This window comes from Bradyrhizobium sp. AUGA SZCCT0169 (genome assembly GCF_018130085.1).
Lineage (GTDB): Bacteria > Pseudomonadota > Alphaproteobacteria > Rhizobiales > Xanthobacteraceae > Bradyrhizobium.
Map to the genome: position 1 here is coordinate 13,010 of NZ_JAFCMC010000042.1, position 26,949 is coordinate 39,958.

Consider the following 26,949-nt stretch of genomic DNA (forward strand, 5'->3'; position numbering starts at 1 on the left):
CTTCATCTTGCGCATGATCTTGTCCGAAAACCGGTACCCACTTTTCGGGATCATGCGCCTTGCAGGGCGGCCCACATTTCCTGGTCGCGCTTGTCGGTCCAGATCACGGGATCGTCGATTCCCGAGGCCTCGTCGAACGCGCGCGAGACGTTGAACGGCAGGCAGTGCTCATAGATCGCAAAGCTGGAAAATTTCGGGTCCATCACCTCGCGCGTCGCCGCCATCGATTCCTTGAGATTGCGGCCCCTGGCGACCGAGGTCTCGGCCGCGCCATAGAGCGAGGTGACGAAATCGCGCGTCATCGCGATCGCGTCGCGTCCGGTCGCAAGCCCCTTGAGCGCATCGCCGCGGCCGGGCGCAATCGCCTTGGGATTGAAGGCGCGGATTTCGTTCAGCGTCGCAGGCCATTCGCGCAAATGCGCATCGCCGCAATAACAGGCCGAATGATATTCGATGAGGTCGCCGGAGAACATCACTTCGGCATCCGGCACCCAGGCCACGATATCGCCCGACGTGTGCCCCGCGCCGAGCTGCATCAGACGCACCTCGCGCTTGCCGAGATAGATCGACATCTCGCCTTCGAAGGTCAGCGTCGGCCAGGTCAGCCCGGGAATGCTCTGGGCATCCTGGAACAGGCGCGGGAAGCGGCCATATTCGGAATCCCAGTCCTGCTGACCGCGCTCCTCGATCAGGCGATAGGTTTCCGCCGAGGCGACGATGCCCTGCGCCTTGTAGGCGGAGGCGCCGAGTACGCGCACTGCGTGGTAATGCGACAGCACGACATATTTGATCGGCTTGTCGGTGACGGTGCGCACCCGCTCGATTACCTTGTTCGCCATCGCCGGCGTCGACTGCGCGTCGAACACCAGGCAGCCATCGTCGCCGACGATAACAGCAGAGTTCGGATCGCCTTCGGCGGTGAAGGCATAGAGATCAGTACCGATCTCGGAGAAGGTGATCTTCTTTTCCGCCATATCAGTGGTGGACGCGAAACCCTTGGCCATCAGTTCGATTCCTTTGCGACGTCTTGTTCGTTAGTTCGGCTATTGTTGTTGTTGCTGTTGCTGCTGGCCGGCATCGAGCATCCGCCGCTTGGCGAGCGCGATGGCTTCGTTCAGCACCGCGATGTCGCCGATATGGTTGGCGAGCACCAGAACCAGCGCGGCGTCGAGATCGGCGCTTTGCGCCTCGCTCAACCCGCGATGCGCCTCGACGATGGCGCGGAAGGCGTCGTCGGGCTTTGCGAAATTCGAACTGGTGGACAGCGTCATGACAGTCCTCGATTGAGACCCGCCGCACGCGCCAACGCCGCATCGAGCGCCGGCCGGGTCGGATGCCGGAAGCGCGCCGCGACATAACCGTCGGGCCGCAGCAGATAGGCCGTGCCGGCCTCGGCGTCGTAGCGCGTACCCGCAAGGCCCCTGGTGTCGGCAAGGCCGCCGTCGCCGCCGATGCGAATGGTTTCGACGCCTTCGGGCGCATCGATCGCGGCACCGTTGCCAAATTCCAGCAATGTGAACTGCGCTCCCTTGCCAACGAAGGCTTCGGTCAGAAACATCGGCTGGCCGCTCGCTGCCGCAATCGGCGCATCCGGCATCGACGCGCCGGGCCGCGGGCCACCGCGCCACGTATCGCGATCGGCGGTCGAGAGCGGCGTGTCATAGGTGGAAGGCACCGACAGCCGTCCGCCATTGACCATGCGCTTGCCGAATTCGGTTTCCTTGGCCAGCGACAGCACCGCCTTGCGCAGCCGCGCCTCCTGCTGCGACACCGGCGCCATGAAATCGGTCGAGCGCGTGGACTCGCGGATGTTTTCGTCCGCCGCCGCGCTGCGCTCGGTGTGGTAACTCTCGAGCAGCGCTTCCGGCGAAGTGCCGCGCAGGACGCGATCAAGTTTCCAGGCGATGTTCTCGGCGTCTTCCAGCCCCGAATTGGCGCCGCGGGCGCCGAACGGAGAGACCTGATGGGCGGCATCGCCGGCAAAGATCACGCGGCCATGGAGAAATTTGTCCATCCGGCGGCACTGGAATTTGTACAGCGAGATCCATTCGAAATCGAACTTGTCATGCCCGAGCATGCGCGCGATCCGCGGCCGTACATTTTCCGGGCGCTTCTCGACGACAGGATCAGCATCGGGATGCAGCTGCAGGTCGATGCGCCAGATGTCGTCCGGCTGCCTGTGCAACAACGCGGAGCGTCCAGCGTGGAACGGCGGATCGAACCAGAACCAGCGCTCGGTCGGGAACGTCGCCGTCATCTTGACGTCGGCGATCAGGAATTGATCTTCAAACACCTGCCCGGCGAATTCTGCGCCCACCATCTGTCGCAACGACGAGCGGGCGCCGTCGCAGGCGACGACGAAGCCGGCATGCAGCCGATACGGTCCGTCAGGCGTTTCGATCGTCAGCAGCACATGGTCGTTGCGCTGTTCGAGGCCGGTCACCTTGTTGCGCCAGCGCAGGTCGATGCCGGAAAGCTCCTGGACCCGATCGACCAGATAGGCCTCGGCATAGAACTGCTGCAGGTTGATAAAAGCGGGCCGCTTGTGGCCCTCCTCCGGCAGCAGGTTGAACTGGTAGAGCTGCGAGGCGCCGTGAAAAATCTTGCCAACGCTCCAGACCACGCCCTTGTCGACCATGCGCTGGCCGACGCCGAGCCGGTCCCAGAATTCCAGCGAACGCTTGGAGAAGCAGATCGCGCGCGAGCCCTCGCCGATCCGGTCGGCATCATCGAGCAGCACCACGGATTGGCCGCGCTGCGCCAGATCGATCGCCAGCGACAGCCCGACCGGCCCGGCGCCGACCACGACGACGGGATGTTCGGCCACATCAGTGCCCGCCCGATCCTGGTCGGGGTGCCTGCGGTAGCCGAACTGGGTTTTGGTCTGGACCATCGGAAGGTTTACTCTGGCCAAGGGTGCGCGGACTTGCTAAATTAGTCGCATCTGCAACTATCTTAAACCCGCTGGCGCCCCCGGCGTCAACTCAAATTGGAGCGATTTTGGCCAACGCGTCGTCCAGCGAGAACAGCGCCCGATCCCGATCCGCGCCCGACAGCGGCGCGCGCAAAGACGGGGATAAGGATGGAACGCCATCGAAAGCCGCAAAAAACGGCGGCCGTCTCGATCTCTTCAAATTCGTACCCTTCCGGCTGAACCGGCTGGCGGCGGAAGTCTCCTCGGCGCTCTCGGCCGAATATCAGGCGCGGTATGGGCTCGACATTCCGGAATGGCGCGTGCTGGCGACGCTGGGTTTCCGCGTTGAGCCCTGCAGCGCGCAATACATCGCCCATTGCACCCGCACCCATAAATCGACCATCAGCCGCGCGGTCACCACGCTGATGAAACGGCAGATGATCGAGCGCGTCGAGAACGCCGACGACCGCCGCGAATTCCGCCTGCGCATGACCGGAAAAGGCAAGGCGCTGTACGAGGAGCTGATCCCGCGCCTGCTGCGCCGGGAGCAGGAGATATTGTCGTGCCTCTCCGCGCCGGAGCGAAAGGCGCTGGCCGCGCTGCTCGGCAAGATCGAGGCAAGCCTCGATCTTGTGCAAGACAGCGCCGAGGCGGATGCGAAGGAAGCGTATTAGTTCACGCCGTCATTCCGGGATGCGCCACTTGGCGCAGCCCGGAATCCATTCACCCACGTAACATGCCGCTTGATGGTTTCCGGGCTCGCGCTACGCGCGCCCTCAGATGCGCAATTGCGCATCGGGGAATGACGCCGATGGCGTCACTTCACCGCCGTCACCACGATTTCCACGATATGCGGCGGCTCGAGCTCGACGCCGAGGCAGGCGCGCATCGGCGGGTTCGCCTTGTCGACCCATTCGTCCCAGGCGCGGTTCATCTCGCTTTTGCGATTCATGTCGGCGATGTAGACGATCGCCGACAGGATTTTGCTCTTGTCCGAGCCGCACATAGCAAGACTCTCGTCGATGCGGGCGAGCGCCTTGACGCTCTGCTCGTACATCGAGGGCGTGACAGGATCCGGCGCGACCGCCACAGTGAGCACCAGATCATCGTGAACGACGGCGCGGCTGCGGGTTGGCGTGAGGCCGGGAAAGCGCTCGATCATGGCTGATTCCGTTGCATTACGCATGTGCTCCTACTTCACGAACGAACGCGACGGCGGCAGGTGCAAGGCAAACGCATCGACCTTGTCGCTGGCGCGCGGATATATTTCGCTCACGATCGGATCATGGCCGGGAATGAAGCGGTCGGGGTGGCCGGCCAGCTTTTCAACGATCTCCCAGCCTTGCACCATGTCGCCGACATTGTAGACGATCGGAAACGGGCTGCGCTTCTGCAGGTTGGCGTAGTAATGCGCGGCATCCGAGGCCAGCACCACCGGCCCGCGCGCGGTCTCGACCCGCACCACCTGTAAACCATCGGAATGGCCGCCGACGCGATGCACGGTGACGCCGGGCGCGATCTCGCCATCACCATTATGGAACGTGACGCGCTCACCATAGACATGGCGCACCATGAGCGTGACGTGCTCGACGGAGAATGGATGCCTGATCAGGCCGTTGCACATGCAGCGCCCGGTCGCGTAGCTCATCTCGCGATCCTGCAGATGGAATCGGGCGCCGGGGAAGCGGTCGAGATTGCCGGCGTGATCGTAATGCAGATGGGTGACGACGACGTCCTTGATACTGTCGGCCTTGACGCCAAACGCTTCCAGCGCGTCGACCGGATTGAGGTTGAGCTTGCGCGACCGCGCCTTGGCTTCCTCGGCGTTGAAACCGGTATCGACCAGGATCTCGCGGCCGTGGCCGCGGATCAGCCAGACGAAGTAATCGAGGTCCTGCGCCGTGGTGTCGTGCGGATCCGGTATCAGGAAATTCAGATGAGGGGTGCGCGGCGACATCGTCGCATAGCGCAGTGCGTAGATTTCGTAGGCATTTCCCATCGGTGTCACTTTTCTTGAGGTTTGAGTTTTGGCCGACGTCCACAACAAGCCATCGTCATCCGCAAAGGTCAAACCGGCAGTGCGAACAACCATCACATGACAGGGGCGGGCGCCCAATGTGAGCCCCGGTTACACCGCCGGTGGCTGGCCGGGCACCAGGGCCACGGCTGGCACCTGGGAAGGATTCACGCAACCACCGGATGATCACGCACCGCAATTTCACGACGAACGGGATTTATTCCGCTTCAATCCCCAAGGAATCCCCAAGGGTTCGTCGCGGGTTCGTCGCGGTGAATTGTCGCAATTAACGTCGCCTTCGCAAGTGGTTGACGGCCTGCGGGGCTCGTTTGATAATGCGGTTTGCGTGGAGTATGGTCGCCGCGGCGCAAGCTCGGATCGGCGCTTTTTTGGCTGGACTGCGGTGATAATGAAAATCCGCCTTGCATTGCTGCTCACAGTGATTTTTTCGGTGGCGTCGATCGCCCCGTCGTTCGGGGCCGGCGAGCGCTTTGCGCTGGTGATCGGCAATTCGAAATATCCGGACGCCGAAGCGCCGCTGAAAGAGCCGATCAACGACGCGCGCGATGTCGCCGAAGAACTCAAGCGCGACGGCTTCAACGTCGATATCGGCGAAAACCTCACCGGCGACGGCATGCGCCGGGCCTTCGAGCGCCTGTATGGAAAGATCAAGCCCGGCTCGGTCGCCCTGATCTTCTTCTCGGGTTTCGGCATCCAGGCGAACCGCCAGAGCTACATGATCCCGGTCGACGCGCAGATCTGGGCCGAGGCCGACGTTCGCCGCGACGGCTTCAGCCTCGAGATGGTGCTGGGCGAGATCAACAGCCGCGGCGCCGGCGTCAAGATCGCCCTGGTCGACGCCTCCCGGCGCAATCCTTTCGAGCGCCGGTTCCGCAGTTTTTCCGCCGGACTTGCGCCGGTCATTGCGCCGAACGGCTCTCTGGTGATGTATTCGGCGGCCCTTTCGTCGGTCATTTCGGATAATGGCAGCGATCGCAGCCTGTTCGTGCGGGAACTGCTCAAGGAAATCCGCACCCCCGATTTGATGGCCGAGGAAACCTTGAATCGCACCCGGGTCGGCGTCACGCGCGCCTCGCGCCAGGAACAGGTGCCGTGGATTTCGTCGTCGCTGGCCGAGGATTTCTCCTTCATCCCGGGTGGTGGCGCAGGGCCGAAGACTTCGAGTCCGCCCCCGCCGGCCCCGCCTCCGGTTGCCGCCGCCCCATCCCCGCCGCCGGTCGCCGCCGCTCCGTCGCCTCCTCCCGCTCCGACACCGGCGCCTGCTCCGGCACCGCCGCCCGCCGGAGCCCAGGTGGCCGTTGCGCCGCCCGCACCGCCCCAGCCTGCACCGCCGCAGCCCCCCGCTCCGCCGCAGCCGCCAAAACAGGTCGAAGTCACGATCCCGCCGCCGGCTCCGCCGGCCAAGCCGACCGAGAGTAACACGGCGATCGCGGCGCTCGCCGATGATCCGACCATCAAGAGCCTCACCGCCAGGCTCAACGACAACCCCGACGATGGGGCCGCGCTGTACCGGCGGGGCCAGGTCTATGCCAGCAAGGGCGCTTACGAACTCGCGATCAAGGATTTCAACAATTCGCTCCGGCTCAACCCGAAGGATGTGGAAGCCTACAACAACCGCTGTTGGGCCCGCACGGTCATCGGCGACCTGCAGGCCGCGCTGAAGGACTGCAACGAGGCGCTGCGGCTGCGGCCGAATTTCGTCGATGCGCTGGACAGCCGCGGCCTGGTCAACCTCAAGAGCGGACAGACCAAGAATGCAATTGCCGACTTCGACGCCGCGCTGAAGATCAACCCGAGATTGACCTCGTCTCTGTACGGACGCGGCGTTGCCAAGAAGCGCAACGGCTCGATCCCGGAAGGCGATCTGGATATTAGCAACGCCAAGGCGATGGATCCGAATATCGTTAAGGAATTCGCCGATTACGGGGTACAGTGACGATTATTTGACGCTAAGTGGCGGCCCCCTCGAACCGGCAGGCGGGCGGCTAGACTAACCGTAATAGGCCGCGACCGGATTGGTCCCGGCAGCTCATTTGAATCACGTTTTGGAACCACGCGCAGGAGGGACTGGTAATGTCACAGAGCTCTGGAACAAAGACCCTGACCGGAATCCTTTCGATCGCGACGCTCGGCGCCGCCCTCTGCTTTGGCATGGCCAGCGCGGTTGCCGAGGAGAAGGCCAAGAACGTGACCGAGGATCAGATCCTCCGCGCGCTGGCGCCGGAGAAAAAGCCGCTGACCCGCGGCCTGTCGGTCGGTCCGCAGCAGGTTGATCAGGCCGCAGTCGCCGCCGAAGGGCAGTTCGTCCAGAAGATCCGCGGCCGCTCGACGCGGTCGCTGACGTTCACCGAGCGTGAAGAGATCGCCGCGATCGTCAAGGACAAGCCCAAGATCGATCTGGAAATCAACTTCGACTACAACTCGGCCGATATCAGCCCCAGATCGCTGGCATCGGTTCAGGCGCTCGGCCGCGCATTGTCCAATTCGGACCTGAAAGGCTCGACCTTCGTGGTCGCCGGTCATACCGACGCAGCCGGCGGCGAAGGCTACAACCAGGACCTTTCCGAGCGGCGCGCCGACGCGATCAAGCGCTATCTGGTCGACAAATACGGCATCAACGGCACCGATCTGGTGACCGTCGGTTACGGCAAGAGCAAGCTGAAGGACCCGAACCAGCCGATGGCCGAAGCCAATCGCCGCGTGCAGGTTGTGAACATGGAGAACAAGGCCACTGCGTCCAAATAGCCTGTTCAAGTAGGGCGTGGCGTTGACCTAGATTTTCCGGCTACAATGCGTCCCGCAGCACCCTTGCGGGACGCATTTTGTTTTGGGTTCATTGTGATTTTTCGGTGAACCGGATGCACCCCGCTTCATTTGACTTCCAGTCTGGACTGATCCGGCGATGAAACTCTCCGAATACCTCAAACCTGCGCTCGGAGTAGCGTTCGTTGTCGTTGTAGGTAGCTTCTACTACTGGTTCGAGCACCGCTCCCGTCCCGAGCCCAAGGAGGCGCCCAGCCAGGCGCTGGTGATCGTGACCAAATCCACCAACGCCTGCTTCTCCGACATGGTGCGGGTCACCGGATTTATCGTGCCGCGCCGCGAAGCGCAGGTCGGCGTCGATCAGGAAGGCTCCAGGGTCACCGATGTCTTCGTCCGCGAAGGCGACATGGTGACGGACAATCAGGAATTGGCACGCCTGACCGCGCCGCCGCAGCAGCCGGGCGCTCCTGGCGGCGGCAGGAGCGGACCGATATCGCTGCGCACGCCTGGCCCAGGCCTCGTTACCGAAGTCAGGACCGCCGTCGGCGCGCCGGCCTCGCCGCAGGCCGGACCGATGTTCCGGATTTCCGTCAACAACGAGATCGAGCTGGAGGCCGAAGTGCCGAGCGTCCATCTGCTCAAGCTCAATCCCGGCGCCACGGTGCGGATCAGCCGCGACGACGCGCCCGATCTGGTCGGCAAGATCCGGCAGATCTCGCCGCAGATCGACCGCGCCACCCAGCTCGGCAAGGTCAGGATTTCGCTGAACAACAATCCCTCGCTCAAGGTCGGCATGTTCGCCCGCGCCAATATCGACGCCAAGCGCAGCTGTGGCGTCGCGGTGCCGCGTACCGCCATCGACCGCCTGACCCTGCAGGTGGTCAAGGAAAACAACAGGATCGAGACGCGAAAAGTCCGGGTCGGACTGACATCAGACACCTCTACGGAAATTCTTGAAGGCCTCGCCGTCGGTGAAACCGTCGTGGCCGACGCTGGAACCTCGCTGCATGACGGCGACCAGATCAAGACCATGTTTGCCGACGAACTCGAGCGCACGCGGACACGATAAATGGCTTTGAACATCTCGGCATGGTCGATCCGGAACCCGCTTCCGTCCATCGTCTTTTCAATCATTCTTCTGGTGTTGGGATGGGTCAGCTTCACCAAGCTCGCGGTCACGCGGCTGCCGAGCGCCGACATCCCCGTGATCTCGGTGGCGGTCTCGCAGTTCGGCGCGGCGCCCTCGGAGCTTGAATCTCAGGTCACCAAGACGATCGAGGACGGCGTATCCGGCGTCGAGGGCGTGCGGCACATTTCCTCGTCGATCACCGACGGCCTGTCGCTGACCACGATCCAGTTCGCGCTCGAAACCAACACCGACCGCGCGCTGAACGACATCAAGGACGCCGTCACCCGCGTTCGCGCCAGTCTGCCGCAAAACGTCACCGAACCGCTGATCCAGCGCGTCGACGTGATCGGCCTGCCGATCGTCACCTATGCCGCGATCTCTCCGGGCAAGACGCCGGAGCAGCTCTCCTATTTCGTCGACGACGTCGTCAAACGCGCGCTGCAAGGCGTCCGCGGCGTCGCCCAGGTCGAGCGCATCGGCGGTGTCGAGCGCGAGATTCTGGTCTCGCTCGATCCCGACCGGTTGCAGGCCTCGGGGCTGACCGCCGTCAATGTCAGCCAGATCCTGCGCGGCACCAATGTCGACCTCGCCGGCGGCCGCGCCGGTATCGGCAACAACGACCAGGCGATCCGCACGCTCGCCGGCGCCAAGACGCTGAACGAACTCGCCGGCACCATGATCCCGCTGTTCGGCGGCGGCGAAGTGCGGCTCGACGATCTCGGCACCGTCACCGACACCATCGCCGATCGCCGGACCTTTGCCCGCTTCAACGGCGAGCCGGTGGTCGCCCTCGGCATCAAGCGTTCGAAGGGCGCCAGCGACGTGGTGGTCGCTGCCGCCGTGCAAAAACGCATCGATGCGCTGAAGGCGGCCTATCCCGACGTCGACCTGAAGATGATCGATACGTCGGTCGATTTCACCAAGGGCAATTACGAGGCGGCGATCTCGACCCTGTTCGAAGGCGCTATTCTCGCCGTCATCGTCGTGCTATTGTTCCTGCGCGATATCCGCGCCACGATCATCGCCGCGATCTCGCTGCCGCTGTCGATCTTCCCGGCGTTCTGGGTGATGGATCTGCTCGGCTTCTCGCTCAACCTCGTCAGCTTCCTCGCCATCACGCTGTCGACGGGTATTCTGGTCGACGACGCCATCGTCGAAATCGAAAACATCGTCCGCCACATGCGCATGGGCAAGACGCCCTACCGCGCGGCGTTGGAAGCCGCCGACGAAATCGGCCTCGCCGTGATCGCGATCTCGCTGACCATCATCGCGATCTTCGCGCCGGCGAGCTTCATGTCCGGGATCGCCGGGCAGTTCTTCAAGCAATTCGGCATCACCGTATCGGTGCAGGTGTTCTTCTCGCTGCTGGCGGCGCGCTTCGTCACGCCGGTGCTGGCGGCCTACTTCCTCAAGGATCACCCGCATGAGGACCCGCCGCCCGGGCGCTTGCTGAAGGGTTACACCAGGCTCGTGACATGGTCGGTGAAACACTACTTCATCACCGTGCTGGCCGGACTTGCGATATTCGCCGCCTCGATCTGGAGCATCACGCTGCTGCCGCAGGGCTTCCTGCCGGCGCAGGACACCGCGCGCTCGCTGCTGGCGATGGAGCTGCCGCCAGGCTCGCAACTCGCCTACACCGAGAAGGTGACGGAGGAAATCGTCCAGCGCCTGCGCAAGCGTCCCGAGATCAAGAGCATATTCGTCGATGGCGGCCGGGTGCCGCCGGGAACGCAGGAAGTGCGGCGCGCCGCGCTGATCATCAACTACACGCCGAAGAAAGACCGCGACAGCAAACACACCCAGCGCCTGCTCGAGCTCGATATCAGCAAGGAACTGGAAAACGTCCCGGACATCCGGTTCTGGTTCCTTGATGAAAACGGCCTGCGTGCCATTTCGCTCGTCGTGACCGGCATCGACAGCAACATCGTCGGCAACGTCGCCAACGAACTCGCGACCCAGATGAAGCGAATTCCGATCATCGCCAACGTGATCTCGGAAACCTCGCTCGACCGGCCGGAGCTTCGGATTCGCCCAAGGGCCGAACTGGCGGCACGGCTTGGCGTCTCCACCGAAAGCCTGTCGCAAACCATCCGTGTCGCCACCATCGGCGACGTCGGCCCGGCGCTCGCCAAGTTCGACGCCGGCGACCGCCAGGTGCCGATCCGCGTCCAGCTCGAGGACAGCGCGCGCGGCGACCTGCAGATGCTGCAGCAATTGCGGGTGCCGCTCGGCCAGCGCGGCGAGCGCGGCGGCGTGCCGCTGTCTGTCGTCGCCGACATCCAGCTCGACCAGGGCCCGACCAGCATCAACCGTTACGACCGGGAACGGCAGGCCACCGTCGCAGCCGACCTCGTCGGCACCGCGGCGCTGGGCGACGCTACCAAGATGATCTACGACCTGCCCGTGATGAAGAGCCTGCCGAAGGGCGTCAAGGTCAGCCCGTCGGGTGACGCCGAAAGCCTGGCCGAATTGTCGGACGGCTTTGCCACCGCCATCACCGCCGGCCTGATGATGGTCTACGCCGTGCTGGTGCTGTTGTTCGGCACCTTCCTGCAGCCGATCACCATCCTGTTCTCGCTGCCGCTTTCGATCGGCGGCGCGATCGCAGCCTTGCTGCTGACCGGCAAGCAGCTGACCACACCGGTGTGGATCGGCATCCTGATGCTGATGGGCATCGTCACCAAGAACGCCATCATGCTGGTGGAGTTCGCGGTCGAGTCGATCCGCGAAGGCAACAAGCGCGATTTTGCGATCATCGACGCCGGCATCAAGCGCGCCCGTCCCATCATCATGACCACCATCGCGATGGCGGCCGGCATGATGCCGTCAGCGCTGGCATTCGGCGCCGGCGGCGAGTTCCGTTCGCCGATGGCGCTCGCCGTGATCGGCGGCCTGATATTCTCGACGTTGCTGTCGTTGGTGTTCGTGCCGGCGATGTTCATGATGATGGACGATCTCGGCGCGCTGGCCTGGCGCTACGGCAAGCTACTGCTGGCCTCGGAAGCCGAGAGCGACGATGTTCCGCCGGGCGGCCATCACACCGCACCGCCTCCAGCCAAGGGACCGCCGCCGGTCCCGCCGGTGATGTCGCCCGCGGCGAAGTGAGGGAGCACGCCTAATCACGCCATGCGCCCCACTATTTGTCGGCTTTCCATGCCTTTCGCGAAGTGTGTCGAATATGTAAAATCTCGACAGCATCTCGCACCCGATAGAAAATCTTGTAGGGATAGCGAGCAACAAAGATGACCCGAACATCGGGGTTGTCCGTCTGATATCCGATGTGTGGGTGGTCTTTGAGCTGCGCCACCGCCTCACGAATGCTTGTTGCCACATTCCTGCCGCCGCCGGCAGATCGCTCTCTTAAATATTCAAGTATTCGCTCTCGATCGGCGAACGCACCGGGCGTGTAGCGTATCCTCGTCCCTTGTGGCGCTTGTCGGCGTGCGCAATGAGCTCATCCGACACGAATTCTCCACGATCAGCTTCGGCCAAACCTTTCCGGACCGCCGTGCGCTCGTCGTCTGACATTGTGTAGATGCCCGTACGGCGCGCCTCGATCTCCCGGGCGTATTCGGCAAGCTCCTTCTGGTCCTCTTCAGGCCAAGTCGCAGCGTGCTCGATCACTTCTTGGAGTATTCTGTTCATCTGCCGATTATAGCATGGCTGGCGAGATCTGACGACCAGGCCGCTACTCGTTGCGCGCCACCGTCGTCAGCTTGTTCAGGTTCTGCAGCAGGATGCGTCCGCGCTGCAGATCCAGAATGCCGTCCTTGCGCCAGGCCTGGAGTTGACGGTTGACGCTTTCGCGCGCGGCGCCGACGAACACGCCGAGCTGCTCCTGCGAAATATGCACTTCCGATCCGAAATCGGCGGCCAGCGCCACCAGCCTTCGCGCCAGCCGCACCGGCAGCGGCTGCAGCATGGATTCTTCCATCCGCTCGCTCTGCCAGCGGATGCGCTGGCACAGCAGCGTGATGATCTTGATGGCGACTTTCGGCTCACGTTCGAGGAAGGCGAGGAAATCCTCACGCCGGAGCACGAACAGTTCCGTCGCCTCGCCGGCGGTGGCGTCCGCGGTACGGCTTTGGCCGTCGAGCACGGCGACTTCGCCGAAGAGATCGCCCGAACCCATGAAGTTCAGGGTCAGGCGGCTGCCGTCGGAGGCGCCGGTCTCGATCCGGATCTGGCCGCGGCGGACCCCGTAAAGGGCGTCGCCGGGATCCCCCTTCTGGAACAGCATCTCGCCGAGCCCCAGTTGCTGGGTGTGGCAGAGTCCGGAGATTCGCTGCAGCTCGTCGGCGCCAAGGTCCGCGAACATCGGGTTCATCTTCAAAATGACCGCAAATTCGGCCTGTTTGCTCATTGGTTTGCCTTCCAGTTCGATCCAAAACCGTCCCCAAAGGCCCTAGCAAGATTCACCCCGACCGAAGTGTGTCATAAGTCACATAGCATTGCAGCAGCCTTGCAATAATTTTGGCTTCTTTGAGCGATGTCCCCTTCCGGGATAAGCTCGCTTGTCCGGCTGTGCCCCATCGGGCGCGGCCGAAACCGATCCGCTTGCCCGGTCTGGAAAGTCGAAATGAGAGCATTGAAATTCGCCGGGGCCGCTATCGGCGCCGTGATCGTCATCATCGGGCTGCTGCTCGTGATCGGCATCCCGTCGGGCTTCATGACGTCGCAGATCCAGGAACGGGTCGAGCGCGAGACCGGCTACAAGCTCACCATCAACGGCGGAACCAGGGTCGGACTCTGGCCGTCGCTCAACATCACGCTGAACGACGTTGCGCTGCAGGATCCGAAAGATCGCGACATCAACCACCGCCTCACCGCAGCCAGCATCCAGGCCGACGTGACACTGGCGAGCCTGTGGTCCGGCAAACCGCAAGTCACCGAACTTGTCATCGTTCGTCCGGTGCTGAACCTGCCGCTGCAGCGCGAACGCATCAAGGATATCAATCCGCCGTCGAAGCCGGCCGCCGCGATCAAGGGCGAAGCCTTTACCATCGAGCATGTCAGCGTCACCGGCGGCACGATCGTGTTTTCCAATCTGCGCGACCGCGTCGAGAACAAGATCGAGACCATCAACGCCGACATGACGATCGATGCCGGCCGCAAGATCCGGGCGACCGGCAATGCGCGCGCCGGCGAGCACGCGTTGAAATTCGACATCAAGGCGGTGGCCCCGGCACCGCCGCTCGAACGGCAGAACATCCCGACCGAATTCAAGGTCGACGCGCCCGGCTTCCTGCACGGGCAGCTGTCGGGCAAGGCGGAAGTCCGGCTCAACGGCCCGGTGGTGATGATCAACGGCCTGACCGGCACGCTCGGCGACGGCGCGTTCAATGGCTGGGCCTCGGTCGATACCGCAAGCAAGCCGCTGGTGAAGCTCGATCTGGATTTCCAGCGGCTCGATGTCGCGATGGGCCGTGGTGACAGCGGTTCGGCGGCGCAGCCCTGGAGCAATGCCACGATCAATCTCAATGGCCTCAATTACGTCGACGCCCAGGCGCGGATCTCCGCGGCAGCGCTCAATGTCGGCGACGCGCGTTTCGCGCCGGCGGCGATCGACGTCACGCTCAACAGCGGCGTGCTGAAGACGCAAGTTTCCAATCTCGGCGCCTATGACGGCAACACCAATGGCGATCTCACTATCGATGCCTCGACCTCCAATCCTTCGTTTGCGCTGCGGGCCGATCTCAACGGCGTGCGCGCGCTGCCGCTGCTGAGGAGTCTGGCCGATTTCGACAAGCTCGACGGCAAGATGCAAACCAAGATCAGCGTGCGCTCCACCGGCAACAGCCAGCGCGCGATCATGGCGGGCCTGCAAGGCACCGCCTTCGTCGTGTTCCAGGACGGCGCCATCAAGGGCCTCAACGTCGCCCAGATGATCCGCTCGCTCACCTCGGGCACCCTGTCCGGCTGGCAGGAGGGCAAGGAGCAGTCGACGGATCTGTCGCAGCTTTCGGCGTCGTTCAAGATCGACAAGGGGCAGGCTGTCACCACCGATCTCAATCTGATCGGTCCGCTGGTGCGGATGACGGGCGTCGGCACCATTGCGCTCGACACCAAGCAGATCGGGTTCCGCGTCGAACCAAAGCTCGTGATGACCACCGAAGGCCAGGGCCGAACCAATGAGCCGGTCGGGTTTGGTATTCCCGTGATGATCGAGGGGCCGTGGGGCGCGCCGAAAATCTATCCGGACATGCAGGGCATTCTGGATAATCCCGACGCCGCCTATGCCAAGCTCAAGGAGATGGGCAAGGGCCTGTTTGGTCCCAATGGCGGCGGCCTCGGCTCCGCCCTCGGCGGCCTGCTCGGCGGACAACAGGGTGTCCCGGGTGGACAACCGGGCGGACCGGTTGGCCAGCAAGGCAGCGGGCTTGAGGGGATTTTGGGTGGACTGCTCGGCGGCGGCCAGCCGGGGGGACAGGGTGGCCAGGGCAGCGGCAGGCCTAACGATCCGCTCGGCGGCCAGCTGGGCGAGGCCATCGGCAATCTGCTGCAGCAAGGTCTGAATAGCGGTCAAGGCGGTCAGGGCAGACCCGCTCAAGGGAGTGCCGGCCAAGCCGCGCCGCGGCCGAACAGCCCGCGCAGCATTCCGATTCCGGGCCAACAGCCCGCTGATGCCGAGCCGGCGGCGCCCGCCGCCCCGACGGCGCAGAATGATGGCGCTCCGCAAACGGACAGCCAGCCGATGAACGACGTCTTGCGGCAGCTGTTTAATCGCTGAGTTTTGCCCCGTCATGGCCAAGCACAGCCGTCCCAGGGACGACGTCGCTTCTGCTCGCCTATGCCCGGGCATGACGAGAATCCTGGGATATCCGCCTAAAATCGAAGCTAACCATGTGTGGGATAGGCCACCTGCTCGGCCTCCCAAATCGTGCTAAACAGGCCTAGCCGCGGCGGCACCCGGCTGGGGATTGCTGCCACCGACACACCGATGCGCGCACACCACGCGTGACGCGCATGAGGGTTACGGATGTGAACGCCGCCAAGGATAGGGTCTGGTTCCTGCGTGAGGGCCTGTTCGCGAAATACGTCGTCGCGCTGGTCGGCCTTGTCGTGTTCGTGCTCGCCGTCAACGGCGCGATGGAAATCTGGATCAGCTATCGCGGCATCAAGTCTTCGCTGACCGACGGCATGTCGGAGAAGGCGGAAGCCACCGCCAAGCGCATCCAGCAATCGATGTCGGACCTCGAACGGCAGATCAACTGGGTGACGCGGACCTCTTCCTACAAGATCGAGGACCGCCGCGCCGACTATGCGCAATTGCTCACCCAGGTGCCCTATGTGAGCCAGCTGACGCTGCTCTCAGCCCAGGGCCGCGAGCAGCTCCGCCTGACGCGCCAGACGGTCCATTACGGCAGCAACGCCGATTTCTCCCGCGACCTGCGCTTCACCGAGTCCGCCGCGCGCGGCACCAGCTTTGCGACGCCCTATTTCCGCGACGGGCGGCCGTTCACGTCGATCTCGCTGCCGCATTCGGATTCCCAGGTCACCGTCGCGGAAATCAATCTTGGCTTCCTGCAGGATTTCTTCGGCGATACCGAGGTCGGCAGGACAGGCTTTGCCTACATCGTCGACAGCAAGGGCCAGGTGCTGGCGAGTTCGTCGAAGGGCCCCGAAATCGGCAAGGACGTCTCAAGCCTGCCGCAGGTTGCCGCCATCAAGGGCTCGCTGCTGTCGGAGGGCACGGACATTGCCGGCAACGACGTGCTGACGACGGTGAGCGCGGTGCCGCGGATCGGCTGGTTCGTGTTCTTCGAGCAGCCGACGGCGCAGGCGCTGACGCCGATCCGCGAGCAACTGTTGCGCATCGCGCTTCTGATCGCGATGGGCCTCGTCACCGCGATCATCGCCGGCACCGTGATGGCGCGGCGGATGCTGGTGCCGATCAACGCGCTGCGCGCCGGCGCGCATCGGCTCGGCGGCGGCGATTTCAGCCACCGCATCGAGGTGAAGACCTCCGACGAGCTGGAAGAGCTTGCCGACCAGTTCAACGGCATGGCGAGCCAGCTGGCGGAAACCTATTCCGGCCTCGAGGCCAAGGTGAAGGAGCGGACGCGGGATCTGGCGCAGTCGATCAACGAGCTGAAAGTGCTGGAAGAGGTCGGCCGCGCGGTGTCGTCGTCGCTCGACCTCAACGCCGTGCTGCCGACGGTCGCCGCCCGCGCGCTCGAAATCACCCATGCCGACGCGGTCCTGATTTACGGCTATGACGCCACGAACCGCCAATTCAACCTCACAGAATCGATCGGCATCGACAAGGCGGCTGAAGGCAAGCACCTCGCGATCGAGGCCGACAATTCGCCGCTTGGCGAAGCCGCCGCGCGGGGCGAGCCGATCGCAATCCCCGATCTGGACGCGACGGCGGATCATCCGCTGCGCGACGTCGTGGTCGAGGCCGGCTTCCATTCGGTGCTGGTGGTGCCGCTGGTCGACCAGCAGGGCATTTTGGGATCGCTGGTGGTGCTGCGGCAGAACGCCGGCGAGTTTTCCGACAACCTCATCGGCCTGATGAAGACCTTTGCGCACCAGAGCGTGCTCGCGATGCGCAACGCGCGGCTGTTCTCGGAAGTCGACCACAAGAGCCGCGAGCTGGAGATGGCGAACGCCACGGTGCGCGAGCAGGCCGACAAGCTGCTGGAGCAGACCGACCAGCTCAAGGACTGGAACAGGTCGCTGGAGGAGCGGGTCGAGACCCAGCTCGGCGAGATCGAACGCATCCGCCGCCTGGAGCGTTTCCTGGCGCCGCAGGTGGCGCAGCTGATCGCCTCCGGCGACGGCCATGAAGGCCTGCTCGACAGCCACCGCCGCGAAGTCACCGTCGTGTTCTGCGACATGCGCGGCTTTACCTCGTTCACCGAGACCACCGAGCCGGAAGAGGCGATGAACGTGCTGCGCGAGTATCACGCCGCGCTCGGCGCACTGATTTTCAAGTACGAAGGCACGCTCGACCGCTATGCCGGCGACGGCGTGATGATCCTGTTCAACGCACCGATCCAGTTCGAGGACCACGTCAAGCGCGCGGTGAAGATGAGCGTCGAGATGCGCGACACGGTGGGCGCGCTGACCGAGAAGTGGCGCAACCGCGGCCACAATCTCGGCTTCGGCATCGGCATTGCGCTCGGCTACGCGACGCTCGGCCAGATCGGCTTCGAGCAGCGGCTGGAATACGCCGCGATCGGCAGCGTCACCAATCTCGCCTCGCGCCTGTGCGACGAGGCCAAGGCCAACCAGATCGTGGTAAGCAGGCGCGTCTACGGCATGGTCGAGCAATGGGTCGAGGGCCACCCGATCGACGATCTCAATTTGAAGGGTTTTAACCATCCGATTCTGGCGGCCGAGATTACGAGCTGGCGGGAAGAGGTGGATAATGTGGTGGATGCGGCGTCGGCGGCGCGAAGGCAGAAGAAGTCGTAGTTGCCGTCGTCCCGGACAAGCGAAGCGCGATCCGGGATCCATACCGCGTGATGCTCACTTTGCGGAAGGTATCTAACGCCAGCGTTCTTGCCGATGGGCCGCGGCGTATGGGTCCCGGCCCCCGTGCGCAATCGCGCACTAGGCCGGGACGATGAACGCCAGCCGCAGCCCAACCGGCAAATCGTCGCAGCACCCAAAAACAGCATCGTTCACCCGCATCGTATAGAACCCGTTGCCCGCCGGATGCGACAAACGGCGGTCAGTTCGCATTCGAGGTCGCGGCCTGGACAGTCCCCAAACACCAGGAGCTTCCCGATGCTTTCCCGCACCGCCTATGTATCCGTCATCACCCTTGCCGCCGCCGCAGCCAGCCTTGCCACCGCCTCGGTCGCGCAGGCCGGGATGATCGGCAACTCCAACTTCGCCGGCTCGAAAACCGTGATCAACCGCCCGATGCCGACGCCGCCCCGCGTTCAGCCGACGCGGCCGATGATCAATTCGAATCTCAAGCTGCATTGCCACAAGTACGTCGATCGGACCACCAATCCGGGCCACCCCGTGATGGCGACCACCTGCCACTAAATGATTCAGGACGACGAACGACATGGAACCATCAGGCGCCATGTCGTCGTCGGCCCGTCGTGACGAAGATCAAAAATTGCACTTCGCCGCGTTGACGACCTTGATGCCGCCGGTCTTGGGATCGAACTTGGCCTGCTTGCCGACGACGCAACCCTTGCCGTCGAGCTTGCCGTCATCGAACAGTTTCTTGCCGTTCGAATCGTAGATCGCCATGCGGTGCTTGCCCCTTGCGTATGCGCCCGAGGAAGCGGTGAGCGCGACGGCAACGGCGGCGGTGAGGATGAGAGCTGAGCGGAACATTGCTGTAGACCTTTCGTGTTGAAATCTCCCCATCGGAGACAGTGCAAACGTAAGGTTTTCTGTCGTTCCGCACTGTGCGGGGAGTCACATCGGGTGTGTGTCGTCGGCAAGTGCGGACTCGGTTTTCCAGTATCCGCCTCGCTCCCTCATCGTCGTCCCGGCCTTGATCTCAGATGCGCAATTGCGCATCTGTGGTCAAGGCCGGGACGACAGCTGTGCTTGTTGTTGCGCCATCGTCCAAATCCAAACGCGGCTTCGCCTTCTCGCGACGCATTGCGCCCGAGCTTTGCCAGAAACTTCCCGCCCCCGAAAATGAGAGGGCGCAGGGAAGACCGGGTGCGCGCTGCACCCGCGGTCTCGTGTGCGGTTAGCACAAAACAAATGCACACGAGCATACAGGGCAGCGGAGAACACCCGGCCTTCCCTGCGCAATGGCTTTACGGCTTATGCCGTGATCTCCCCGGAGACGAGTTCTGGGTTGACTCCGTCGCTATCGTTTCCGCTCACGCTTCTCCGACAGCTTGACACCTGCAACGGGTGCCAGGACCACACGGTTTTGCCGTACGCTTATCCACGCCATCGTCGAGGCGTAAACCAGCGTCCACCGCAACCCGCCCAACGTCCGTGACGACGGCCGACGCCCTTCTGAGTAGGACGGGATGGCGATAGATGCGCACTGATTTGGGTCGGCCGACAACAGAAATATTTTTGATTTACAGAAATTTTCTGCTTGACACGATTTCTGTAAACCAGAACTGATTTGCCCGGCTTCGCGCCGATTTGCCGCGCGTTCTCCGTTCCCTCTCCCCTTGCGGGAGAGGGTTAGCATCATCGGGACTGCCCGTGTGAACCCCTCTCCCCAGCCCTAAGAGCGAGCTTCGCTCGTCTCGACCCCGCAAGGAGGGAGGGAGCCGACCATGCGTGTCGCGCGAGCTTGAGCATCATTGCGCGCCGCGATCCACTTCACACCCCCGCCTGTTCCCCAGGGAACAGCGCCGGCCGGCAGACCCTGCGATGTTCCCGGTCACAGGCAAGCCCATTCTGGGCGGCCGGCACAGAGGGAACACGACGATGATTTATCCTTGGAAACCATTCAACAAGCTGGATTACGCCGAACAACAATCCGAACTGACCCAGGACGATGCGCGCGACGGCTTTCAGAACCTGGGCGGCAACAGCAACTTTCACTTCCAGCTGACGGGGACTGCCCCCAAGCTCGTCAACGGCCAGGGCGGCAACGACACCATCATCCTGGACGGCAACTCCGCCGACAAGGTGTTCGGCGGCTCCGGCGACGACACGATCGACGGCGGCGCAGGCGACGACAATCTGAACGGCCAGTCGGGCGAGGACCACATCTTCGGCGGCGCCGGCGCGGACCGCATCAGCGGCGGCAGCGACAACGACTATCTGGTCGGCGACAATGACGCGGTCGCGTCCAACCTGCATGGCATCGACACGATGTTCGGCGGCAGCGGCGAAGACACGCTCTACGGCGGCGGCAAGGCCGATGTGATGTCGGGCGGCACGGGCAACGACAACTTCGTCTACTTCGTCGGCCTCGGCGCTGAGAACGAGAGCGCGGTCGGCGCCGCGGACCGCATCACCGACTTCCAGGTCGGCGACAAGATCGACGTCTCCTTCATGGACGCCGACGGCAATTCCGCCAACGGCAACAGCCAGTTCACCTTCTCGTCCAGCGGTGCGACCACCCAGGCCGGCAAGTTCTGGTTCGAGACCCACGACGACGGCCAGCACGTGTTCTTCAACATCAACGGCGGCGCGGCCGACATGGAGATCATTTCGACGAACAGCCACCAGTTCACGACGGCGGATTTCTTGCTGTGAGCCGAGATCGTTCGGTGCAGTGAGTGCTGAATGCGACGGCATGGACCGCCAGCTTTCACGGGCTGGCGGTCTATGCTTCCCAGTTCGCCACCAACAGTCCTGGCACGCGCGCGAACTCGCGGGCGTTCGCCGTCACCAAGGTAGCGCCATGGCGGCGCGCTTGCGCGGCAATCAGAATGTCGTAGTGGCCGATCGGGGTGCCTGCCTTTTCAAGGTCGGCGCGGATATCGCCGGCATGCATGGCATCTTCCGGCTCGAACGGGAGAAGATCGATGCCCAGCCCAAGAAATCGTTCAAGCAAGTATTCGTTGTGCTCACGCCGGTCGCTCTTGGCGAATCCGTAGCGCATTTCGAATAACGCGATGACCGGCAACCCTATTGGCGTGCCCCCGCGCATCTGTTCTCCAACGCGGTGACGAAACGACGAATTGCGTCCGCTCACGATCCCGATGACGATGTTGGTGTCGAGGCAAATCATTCGTCGACGAAGATGCGTGGGTCGGGTTCGACCGGCGGATCGTCCGGGACTCCGTCCGGCAGAAAGTCCCGCGCACCAAGCGCGTCGAGCTCAGCCCAGAATTGATCGAGATCGATAGGCTGCTTTTTCAACGGCTCAAGGATGACCTTGTCACCGACCTTGCTGACCTGCACCTCGGTGCCCTCGAAGCGGAATTCCTTCGGCAGGCGCACCGCCTGGCTGCGGCCATGCATGAACAGCTTCGCGGTCGATTGTATGAGCGGTTTGGTGGGTGAATTCATGATCCGCCCTCCTTCGGTAATTGGTAGATACCATTGGTATACATCAAGGCCAACGAACCGTCAATTCCTGATGGAAACCTGAAGACCGTCGAGGAGTTCATGCAGCCGATCGGACTGACGCAAGGCGCGCTGGCTGAGGGCATGGGCGTGCAACGCAAGCACGTCAACGAGTTGTGCAACGATCGTCGCAACGTGACCGCGGCGACCGCGCTCATTCTCGCCCGCGTGTTCGGCAACCGTGCGGATTTCTGGCTCAATGTGCAGCGGCGAAGCGATCTATGAGAAGCGATGCATTCACCACTGGAGCGCAAGCGGATTGAACGAGCGCGACCTCTGACGAAAGCGGCGTGAGCCCCGCCGTTAGCCGTCCACCTACCCCAACCCCGCCCGTCTAAACCCCTCCAGGTAATGCTCCCGCTCCACCTCATGCTCATACGGCATTTCGGTCGACAGCCAGGCCAGCGAGATATTGGGCTGCACGTTCCGCAGCCCCTCCAGCGCGGCTGATGCCGCTTGGGTGAAGCCGGACATGCCCAGCGACGCCGTCAGCACGCGGTGGGCGCCGACGAAATCGGGGCGCTGGCGCAGGGCTTCGCGGGAGAGGCGGATCGCCTCCTCGTAGTTGCGGCCGACATACTGGCAATAGGCGGCGACGCCGCAATAGATGCCGGCAAAGGGATCGCGCGGGGAAAAGCGCAGCGCCTGCCGGGCGGCGGCGTCGCCGTCCTGCCAGCGCCCGCGATAGGACAGCGCCACGCCATAGATGCCGCGCGCCGGCGAAAAATTCGGATTGAGCCGCAGCGCCAGCTCGAACTCGGCGATGCAATCGTCAAAGCGGCGGTTGAACAGATAGACGCTCGCCAGCGCATAATGCGCCCACGCATCCTCAGAGTCGGCGCGGATCGCCGCCAACGCGGCGCGTTCCGCCGCCCGCACCGCCGTCGGCATGTCCTCCCAGCCCATATGGGCCGCGAACGTATGGCAGGCGGCGAGCAGGCTGAGCGCCTGGCCGTAGTGGGGATCGACCGCGATGGCTTTTTCGAGCAGCGCCTGCGCCACCAGATTGTCCGATCGCGTCACCCGCCAGTAATGCGACAGCGCGCGCATGACGAGATCCCAGGCGTCCATATTGTCGGGCGTCTTGCGCTGGCTGCGGAAATTCTCGGCGGCGTAAAGCTGCGGCTCGATCGCGGCGACCACGGCCTGCGTGATCTCGTCCTGCACCGCGAACACGTCGGCGAGGTTGCGGTCGTAGCGCTCGGCCCACAGATGACTGCCGGTCACGACATCGTTGAGCTGCGCGGTGATGCGCACATGGTCGCCATCCTTGCGCACCGAGCCTTCGACGACATAGCCGACGCCGAGCTCCTCGCCGATCTGCTTCAGATGCACCTGACGGCCGCGATAGACGAAAGAGGAGTTGCGGGCGATGACATAGAACCAGCGCAGCTTTGACAGCGCGGTGATGATGTCTTCACTGATGCCTTCGGAAAAATATTCCTGCTCGGGCTCGCCGGAGATGTTTGTGAACGGCAGCACGGCGATCGCGGGGCGGTCGAGCGGCGGCAGGGAGATGTGCGCGGGCTCGGGCGGGCGCGCCAGGGATGCAGGGGTCGCGCTTTGCGGCGCAAGGGCGCCGCTGAGCGCGGGTCGCGGTGCAAGTGCACCGCTGCTGACATCTCCAACAAAACGAAAACCCTTGCGCGCGATGGTGCGGATCAGCGCCTGGTCCTTGCCGCTGTCGCCGATGGCGGTGCGCGCGGCGTTAATGCGGCTGGTCAGCGTGGATTCGGAGACGATGCGGCCGTGCCAGATGCTCTCGATCAGATCGTCCTTGGTAACGACGTGGTCGCGGTGCTCGACCAGGTACATCAGGAGATCGAACACCTGCGGCTCGACTGCGACAATTTGGCCATCGCGGGTCAATTCGCGCACGGCGCTGTCGAGCACATGGTTTGAGAAGTGAAATTGCACGCGAGGATCCCCGTGACCGTTTGATCGGGCCCGCTTGTCGCCCGGTTCTGCCGGGTTTTGCTGGCGGGGCCGCTCAATTAGCGCGCTCAAATCAGCCATGACGTGTTTTACCTCACAGATGCCTGCCTCACAGAAAAATCAGGGTGGCCTCAAGGCAAAATCAGCCCCGTCTCAGAGTCTTTAGGTCCTCGGAACGGCATGTTCGGTTCATCGCGGCCCGCATTGCGGCCGCATGACCCGGAGGAACACCGCATGGCCACCCCAGCTACCGCTACCGCCGCCACCCCCGCCCCGACCATGATGCCCGCTCCCGATCTGGCCGCGCTGAAGACCAGGCAGCAGGCGGCGTGGTCGTCAGGCAATTACGCCATCGTCGGTTCCACGCTGCAGATCGTCGGCGAGCAGCTGTGCGAGGCGCTGGATCTCAAAGCCGGCTCGAAGGTGCTGGATGTCGCCGCCGGCAACGGCATGGCCTCGCTCGCGGCCGCGCGCCGCTGGTGCGAGGTGACCTCGACCGATTACGTGCCGGCGCTTCTGGAGCGCGGCCGGGCGCGCGCCAATGCCGAAGGCATGACGATGGAGTTTCGCGAGGCCGACGCGGAGAACCTCCCCTTCGACAACAACTCTTTTGAAGTCGTGCTGTCGACCTTCGGCGTGATGTTCACGCCGCACCAGGACAAGGCGGCCGCTGAATTGTTGCGCGTGTGCAAGCCGAAGGGCCAGATCGGCCTCGCCAACTGGACGCCGGACGGTTTTATCGGCCAGGTGTTCAAGACGCTCGGCAAGCATCTGCCGCCGCCCGCGGGCGCGAAATCGCCGGCGATGTGGGGCACGCGCGCACGGCTCACCGAGATGTTCGATGCCGGCGCGGCCTCGATCAAAGCCGAGTCGCGGTTGTTCAATTTCCGCTACCGCTCGGCCGAACATTTCCTCGACGTGTTCAAGACCTTCTACGGCCCGGTGCTGAAAGCGTTCGCGGCGCTGGAGCCGGCGAAGCAGGAAGAGCTGCACAACGACCTGCACGCCCTGATCGTCCGCATGAACCGCGCCAGCAACGGCACCATGGTGGTGCCGAGCGAGTATCTGGAAGTGGTGATCACGAAGCGATGACGCTGCACGTCCACACACCACCAACGTTGTCATGCCCGGGCTTGACCCGGGCATCCATCCCTCTTCGCAAGAGTCCTTCGAAGAAGATGGATGGCCGGGTCGAGCCCGGCCATGACGGAGAGAAAGTCATTTCCGAAACGAACACACAGGATTGCTCCGATGAACATTTTGACTCCAATCTCTTCACGACAAAACGCCACCGCTTGCGTCGTCGCGTTGCATTGCTCGCTCGGTTCGGGACGCCAGTGGACAAAACTCGGCGCCGAATTTGGGCCAGGCACAAAACTGATCGCGCCCGATCTGATCGGCTATGGCAGTAAGGCCTGCACGTTCGACCTGCCGCTGACACTGGCGCAGGAAGTGGCGTGCCTGCGCGAGACGCTCGATCAGGCCAATGGCTCGATCCATCTGGTCGGCCATTCCTATGGCGGCGCCATCGCGTTCAAGATCGCGACCGACCCGGCGTATGAGCATCGCATCCGCAGTCTGACGCTGATCGAGCCGGTGCTGCCGACGCTGCTGCGCGAAAGCGCGCCGGACCGGCGGCTGCACGACCAGTTCGCTGATCTGGCCACCGAGGTGCGCCACGATATCTGGAACGGGTCAGTGCTGGAGGCGATCGACAAGTTTTCCGAGTTCTGGTGCGGCTCCGGCCCGCGCGAGGAACTGCCTGTGGCCGCGCGCATCCGCATGATCGAGCATGCCGAACGGCTGCCGTACGATTTCGCCGCCGCCTTCGCCGAAGAGAATGTGACGATGGCGGCGGCCTCGTTGCGGGTGCCGACGCTGCTGTTGTCCGGCGGGCAATCGCCGAACCTGACTCAGCGCATCGTCCGCCGGCTGGCCGCTGACATCGACGGCGCCGAACTGCGCCATCTGCCGGATGCCGGGCATATGCTCGCGATGACCCATGCCTGCATCATCAACCCTGTGATCGCGGCCCATATCGCCCGCGCCGATGAACTTGCCGGCGTGCCACTGGCGGCCGGCCAGCCGGCGGCGAAGCTGGTCAGCCTGGCAGGCGGTTGAGCCGCGGTTTGGGCCTCCTTGGTGGTCTTCTTGCCGCTTGGCGCGCCGGTCGGGCATCTGGTATCCATTTCTGGTATTTATGGGCCCGAAACTGGAAATGAAACGCCGATGATCACCGCGCGCGACCTCAAGCTGCCTGCCCTGATGCTTGCGGGGGCGCTCAGCCTGGCCGCGCCGCCGGCGTTTGCCGCCGACGAGGAAACGGCGCCAAAGGGCGCGGCGGTGACCGTGTTCAAGGCCGCGAAATCCTGCTTCGGCAACAATGTCGAGGTGTCCGGCACCATCATCGCGCGCGAGGAAACGCAGGTGCGGCCCGAGCGCATGGGGCTGAAGGTCGCCGAAGTGCTGATCGATGCCGGCGATACCGTCACCGCGGGCCAGACGCTGGCCCGGCTGACGCTGCCCGAAGGCGGCACGGTGCTGGTGCAGGCGCCCGTCGCCGGGCTGGTTTCGGCCTCGACCGCCGCGGTCGGCGCCATGGCGTCCGGCAAGGGCGAGGCGCTGTTTTCGATCATCGCCCGCAGCGAATTCGACCTGGTCGGGCTGGTGCCGACCCGCGACATCGCAAAACTTCAGATCAACCAGAGCGCACGGATCAAGGTGATCGGCGCCGGCGAAGTCGATGGCAGGGTGCGTCGGCTGTCGACCACGGTCGAGCCCAACAGCCAGCTCGCCCAGGTGTTCATCGCCGTCACCACCAACCGCCGGCTTCTGGTCAATTCTTCCGGACGGGCGCAGATCAAGACCGGTCAGAGCTGCGGCATCTCGGTGCCGCTGACCGCGATCCTCTATGGCAATGCCGGCACCGTGGTGCAGGTGGTGAAGCGCCAGCGCGTCGAGACCCGGCGGGTCGAAACCGGATTGATGCAGCAGGGCCAGGTCGAGATCCGCGAGGGCATCGTCGAAGGCGATATCGTGGTCGCCCGCGCCGGCGCCCTGCTGCGGGAAGGCGATCCGGTGCGCCCGGTGATGGTAGCCGCGGACGCGAAGTGACGGCATTAGCCGTCATGGCCGGGCTTGACCCGGCCATCCATCGATCTTGAGAGATATTTTGCTTGATGGATGCGCGGGTCAAGC

24 protein-coding genes and 1 pseudogene are annotated in these 26,949 nt (G+C 63.7%); 13 read left to right on the forward strand and 12 right to left on the reverse strand.

Annotated features, from left to right (window positions below):
• Positions 1–50: 50 nt before the first annotated feature.
• Genes JQ609_RS30350 through JQ609_RS30360 form a run of 3 tightly spaced genes read right to left on the reverse strand, consistent with a single transcriptional unit; the run spans position 51 to position 2,893 of the window.
• The gene (locus tag JQ609_RS30350) at positions 51–1,004 is read right to left on the reverse strand and encodes an MBL fold metallo-hydrolase (RefSeq protein WP_212276398.1); all 954 of its coding nucleotides are present in this window, start codon (positions 1,002–1,004) and stop codon (positions 51–53) included.
• A 39-nt stretch (positions 1,005–1,043) separates the two neighbouring features.
• A complete protein-coding gene (locus JQ609_RS30355; RefSeq protein ID WP_212214810.1) occupies positions 1,044–1,271 on the reverse strand; it encodes a DUF2783 domain-containing protein in 228 nt (75 codons plus the stop codon).
• Positions 1,268–2,893: an FAD-dependent oxidoreductase gene (locus JQ609_RS30360; protein ID WP_212276399.1), complete on the reverse strand. Its 1,626-nt coding sequence runs from the start codon at positions 2,891–2,893 to the stop codon at positions 1,268–1,270. Before JQ609_RS30360 ends, JQ609_RS30355 begins: the two co-directional genes overlap by 4 nt.
• 257 nt (positions 2,894–3,150) lie before the next feature.
• Here JQ609_RS30360 and JQ609_RS30365 point away from each other — a divergent pair, with 257 nt between their 5' ends.
• Positions 3,151–3,588 (forward strand): MarR family winged helix-turn-helix transcriptional regulator, encoded by a 438-nt coding sequence (locus JQ609_RS30365; RefSeq protein WP_249128582.1) that lies wholly within the window; start codon positions 3,151–3,153, stop codon positions 3,586–3,588.
• 143 nt (positions 3,589–3,731) lie between these two features.
• On the opposite strand, the gene JQ609_RS30370 is transcribed toward JQ609_RS30365, so the two are convergent.
• Together JQ609_RS30370 and JQ609_RS30375 are read right to left on the reverse strand one after the other, a co-directional pair.
• Positions 3,732–4,076, reverse strand: coding sequence for a RidA family protein (locus JQ609_RS30370; protein ID WP_212276401.1), 345 nt, complete (start codon positions 4,074–4,076; stop codon positions 3,732–3,734).
• Positions 4,077–4,106: 30 nt separating this feature from the next.
• A complete protein-coding gene (locus JQ609_RS30375) occupies positions 4,107–4,913 on the reverse strand; it encodes an N-acyl homoserine lactonase family protein (protein ID WP_212276402.1) in 807 nt (268 codons plus the stop codon).
• Positions 4,914–5,340: 427 nt separating this feature from the next.
• Between JQ609_RS30375 and JQ609_RS30380 the strand changes: the two genes are divergently transcribed.
• From JQ609_RS30380 to JQ609_RS30395, 4 genes are all read left to right on the forward strand, one after another.
• Positions 5,341–6,888, forward strand: a complete 1,548-nt coding sequence (locus JQ609_RS30380; protein ID WP_212214799.1) for a caspase family protein — start codon at positions 5,341–5,343, stop codon at positions 6,886–6,888.
• Between the two features lie 137 nt (positions 6,889–7,025).
• Complete coding sequence (locus JQ609_RS30385) at positions 7,026–7,697, forward strand: OmpA family protein (RefSeq protein WP_212214797.1); 672 nt, start codon at positions 7,026–7,028, stop codon at positions 7,695–7,697.
• Between the two features lie 157 nt (positions 7,698–7,854).
• Complete coding sequence (locus JQ609_RS30390; RefSeq protein WP_212276403.1) at positions 7,855–8,784, forward strand: efflux RND transporter periplasmic adaptor subunit; 930 nt, start codon at positions 7,855–7,857, stop codon at positions 8,782–8,784.
• Positions 8,785–11,952 (forward strand): efflux RND transporter permease subunit, encoded by a 3,168-nt coding sequence (locus tag JQ609_RS30395; RefSeq protein WP_212214791.1) that lies wholly within the window; start codon positions 8,785–8,787, stop codon positions 11,950–11,952.
• 31 nt (positions 11,953–11,983) lie between these two features.
• Here the strand turns inward: JQ609_RS30395 and JQ609_RS35935 are convergent, their stop codons facing one another.
• Genes JQ609_RS35935 through JQ609_RS30410 form a run of 3 tightly spaced genes read right to left on the reverse strand, consistent with a single transcriptional unit; the run spans position 11,984 to position 13,210 of the window.
• On the reverse strand, positions 11,984–12,262 hold the full coding sequence (locus JQ609_RS35935) for a type II toxin-antitoxin system RelE/ParE family toxin (protein ID WP_212276421.1): 279 nt from the start codon (positions 12,260–12,262) through the stop codon (positions 11,984–11,986).
• Positions 12,208–12,492: a hypothetical protein gene (locus tag JQ609_RS30405; RefSeq protein ID WP_212214789.1), complete on the reverse strand. Its 285-nt coding sequence runs from the start codon at positions 12,490–12,492 to the stop codon at positions 12,208–12,210. Before JQ609_RS30405 ends, JQ609_RS35935 begins: the two co-directional genes overlap by 55 nt.
• 43 nt (positions 12,493–12,535) lie before the next feature.
• Positions 12,536–13,210: a Crp/Fnr family transcriptional regulator gene (locus JQ609_RS30410; protein WP_192735671.1), complete on the reverse strand. Its 675-nt coding sequence runs from the start codon at positions 13,208–13,210 to the stop codon at positions 12,536–12,538.
• A 216-nt stretch (positions 13,211–13,426) separates the two neighbouring features.
• Between JQ609_RS30410 and JQ609_RS30415 the strand changes: the two genes are divergently transcribed.
• The 3 genes from JQ609_RS30415 to JQ609_RS30425 all read left to right on the forward strand — a co-directional run bounded on the left by JQ609_RS30415 (position 13,427) and on the right by JQ609_RS30425 (position 18,852).
• Positions 13,427–15,577, forward strand: a complete 2,151-nt coding sequence (locus JQ609_RS30415) for an AsmA family protein (protein ID WP_212276404.1) — start codon at positions 13,427–13,429, stop codon at positions 15,575–15,577.
• 236 nt (positions 15,578–15,813) lie between these two features.
• Positions 15,814–18,270: an adenylate/guanylate cyclase domain-containing protein gene (locus tag JQ609_RS30420; protein ID WP_212276405.1), complete on the forward strand. Its 2,457-nt coding sequence runs from the start codon at positions 15,814–15,816 to the stop codon at positions 18,268–18,270.
• A 315-nt stretch (positions 18,271–18,585) separates the two neighbouring features.
• Complete coding sequence (locus tag JQ609_RS30425; protein ID WP_212214784.1) at positions 18,586–18,852, forward strand: hypothetical protein; 267 nt, start codon at positions 18,586–18,588, stop codon at positions 18,850–18,852.
• A gap of 69 nt (positions 18,853–18,921) precedes the next feature.
• Here the strand turns inward: JQ609_RS30425 and JQ609_RS30430 are convergent, their stop codons facing one another.
• Positions 18,922–19,152, reverse strand: a complete 231-nt coding sequence (locus JQ609_RS30430) for a hypothetical protein (protein ID WP_212001010.1) — start codon at positions 19,150–19,152, stop codon at positions 18,922–18,924.
• Between the two features lie 1,071 nt (positions 19,153–20,223).
• Here JQ609_RS30430 and JQ609_RS30435 point away from each other — a divergent pair.
• Positions 20,224–21,000: a calcium-binding protein gene (locus JQ609_RS30435; protein WP_212214542.1), complete on the forward strand. Its 777-nt coding sequence runs from the start codon at positions 20,224–20,226 to the stop codon at positions 20,998–21,000.
• Between the two features lie 70 nt (positions 21,001–21,070).
• Here JQ609_RS30435 and JQ609_RS30440 read toward each other — a convergent pair whose 3' ends face one another.
• Together JQ609_RS30440 and JQ609_RS30445 are read right to left on the reverse strand one after the other, a co-directional pair.
• On the reverse strand, positions 21,071–21,478 hold the full coding sequence (locus tag JQ609_RS30440) for a type II toxin-antitoxin system VapC family toxin (protein WP_212214538.1): 408 nt from the start codon (positions 21,476–21,478) through the stop codon (positions 21,071–21,073).
• Positions 21,475–21,759, reverse strand: coding sequence for an antitoxin (locus tag JQ609_RS30445; protein WP_249119773.1), 285 nt, complete (start codon positions 21,757–21,759; stop codon positions 21,475–21,477). The genes JQ609_RS30440 and JQ609_RS30445 overlap by 4 nt, the downstream gene beginning before the upstream one ends.
• Positions 21,760–21,858: 99 nt before the next feature.
• On the opposite strand from JQ609_RS30445, the pseudogene JQ609_RS30450 reads away from it, so the two are divergent.
• Positions 21,859–22,110, forward strand: a pseudogene (locus JQ609_RS30450) (HigA family addiction module antitoxin).
• A 21-nt stretch (positions 22,111–22,131) separates the two neighbouring features.
• Here JQ609_RS30450 and JQ609_RS30455 read toward each other — a convergent pair.
• Positions 22,132–23,733 (reverse strand): winged helix-turn-helix domain-containing protein, encoded by a 1,602-nt coding sequence (locus JQ609_RS30455; RefSeq protein ID WP_212276406.1) that lies wholly within the window; start codon positions 23,731–23,733, stop codon positions 22,132–22,134.
• A gap of 252 nt (positions 23,734–23,985) precedes the next feature.
• On the opposite strand from JQ609_RS30455, the gene JQ609_RS30460 reads away from it, so the two are divergent.
• The 3 genes from JQ609_RS30460 to JQ609_RS30470 all read left to right on the forward strand — a co-directional run bounded on the left by JQ609_RS30460 (position 23,986) and on the right by JQ609_RS30470 (position 26,865).
• Positions 23,986–24,843, forward strand: coding sequence for a class I SAM-dependent methyltransferase (locus JQ609_RS30460; RefSeq protein ID WP_249128580.1), 858 nt, complete (start codon positions 23,986–23,988; stop codon positions 24,841–24,843).
• 159 nt (positions 24,844–25,002) lie between these two features.
• Positions 25,003–25,872 (forward strand): alpha/beta fold hydrolase, encoded by an 870-nt coding sequence (locus JQ609_RS30465; RefSeq protein WP_212276407.1) that lies wholly within the window; start codon positions 25,003–25,005, stop codon positions 25,870–25,872.
• A gap of 108 nt (positions 25,873–25,980) precedes the next feature.
• Positions 25,981–26,865 (forward strand): efflux RND transporter periplasmic adaptor subunit, encoded by an 885-nt coding sequence (locus tag JQ609_RS30470; protein WP_212037440.1) that lies wholly within the window; start codon positions 25,981–25,983, stop codon positions 26,863–26,865.
• Positions 26,866–26,949: the final 84 nt, after the last annotated feature.

What these genes read in the sequence shown, in the direction of transcription:
- JQ609_RS30410 (WP_192735671.1), bottom strand. Translation starts at nt 13,210, where the DNA reads ATGAGCAAACAGGCCGAATTTGCGGTCATTTTGAAGATGAACCCGATG.
- JQ609_RS30360 (WP_212276399.1), bottom strand. Translation starts at nt 2,893, where the DNA reads ATGGTCCAGACCAAAACCCAGTTCGGCTACCGCAGGCACCCCGACCAG.
- JQ609_RS30435 (WP_212214542.1), top strand. Translation starts at nt 20,224, where the DNA reads ATGATTTATCCTTGGAAACCATTCAACAAGCTGGATTACGCCGAACAA.
- JQ609_RS30465 (WP_212276407.1), top strand. Translation starts at nt 25,003, where the DNA reads ATGAACATTTTGACTCCAATCTCTTCACGACAAAACGCCACCGCTTGC.
- JQ609_RS30440 (WP_212214538.1), bottom strand. Translation starts at nt 21,478, where the DNA reads ATGATTTGCCTCGACACCAACATCGTCATCGGGATCGTGAGCGGACGC.
- JQ609_RS30420 (WP_212276405.1), top strand. Translation starts at nt 15,814, where the DNA reads ATGAGGGTTACGGATGTGAACGCCGCCAAGGATAGGGTCTGGTTCCTG.
- JQ609_RS30405 (WP_212214789.1), bottom strand. Translation starts at nt 12,492, where the DNA reads ATGAACAGAATACTCCAAGAAGTGATCGAGCACGCTGCGACTTGGCCT.
- JQ609_RS30355 (WP_212214810.1), bottom strand. Translation starts at nt 1,271, where the DNA reads ATGACGCTGTCCACCAGTTCGAATTTCGCAAAGCCCGACGACGCCTTC.
- JQ609_RS30415 (WP_212276404.1), top strand. Translation starts at nt 13,427, where the DNA reads ATGAGAGCATTGAAATTCGCCGGGGCCGCTATCGGCGCCGTGATCGTC.
- JQ609_RS30430 (WP_212001010.1), bottom strand. Translation starts at nt 19,152, where the DNA reads ATGTTCCGCTCAGCTCTCATCCTCACCGCCGCCGTTGCCGTCGCGCTC.
- JQ609_RS30390 (WP_212276403.1), top strand. Translation starts at nt 7,855, where the DNA reads ATGAAACTCTCCGAATACCTCAAACCTGCGCTCGGAGTAGCGTTCGTT.
- JQ609_RS30395 (WP_212214791.1), top strand. Translation starts at nt 8,785, where the DNA reads ATGGCTTTGAACATCTCGGCATGGTCGATCCGGAACCCGCTTCCGTCC.
- JQ609_RS30370 (WP_212276401.1), bottom strand. Translation starts at nt 4,076, where the DNA reads ATGATCGAGCGCTTTCCCGGCCTCACGCCAACCCGCAGCCGCGCCGTC.
- JQ609_RS30470 (WP_212037440.1), top strand. Translation starts at nt 25,981, where the DNA reads ATGATCACCGCGCGCGACCTCAAGCTGCCTGCCCTGATGCTTGCGGGG.
- JQ609_RS30385 (WP_212214797.1), top strand. Translation starts at nt 7,026, where the DNA reads ATGTCACAGAGCTCTGGAACAAAGACCCTGACCGGAATCCTTTCGATC.
- JQ609_RS30425 (WP_212214784.1), top strand. Translation starts at nt 18,586, where the DNA reads ATGCTTTCCCGCACCGCCTATGTATCCGTCATCACCCTTGCCGCCGCC.
- JQ609_RS30445 (WP_249119773.1), bottom strand. Translation starts at nt 21,759, where the DNA reads ATGAATTCACCCACCAAACCGCTCATACAATCGACCGCGAAGCTGTTC.
- JQ609_RS30350 (WP_212276398.1), bottom strand. Translation starts at nt 1,004, where the DNA reads ATGGCCAAGGGTTTCGCGTCCACCACTGATATGGCGGAAAAGAAGATC.
- JQ609_RS30375 (WP_212276402.1), bottom strand. Translation starts at nt 4,913, where the DNA reads ATGGGAAATGCCTACGAAATCTACGCACTGCGCTATGCGACGATGTCG.
- JQ609_RS30460 (WP_249128580.1), top strand. Translation starts at nt 23,986, where the DNA reads ATGGCCACCCCAGCTACCGCTACCGCCGCCACCCCCGCCCCGACCATG.
- JQ609_RS30380 (WP_212214799.1), top strand. Translation starts at nt 5,341, where the DNA reads ATGAAAATCCGCCTTGCATTGCTGCTCACAGTGATTTTTTCGGTGGCG.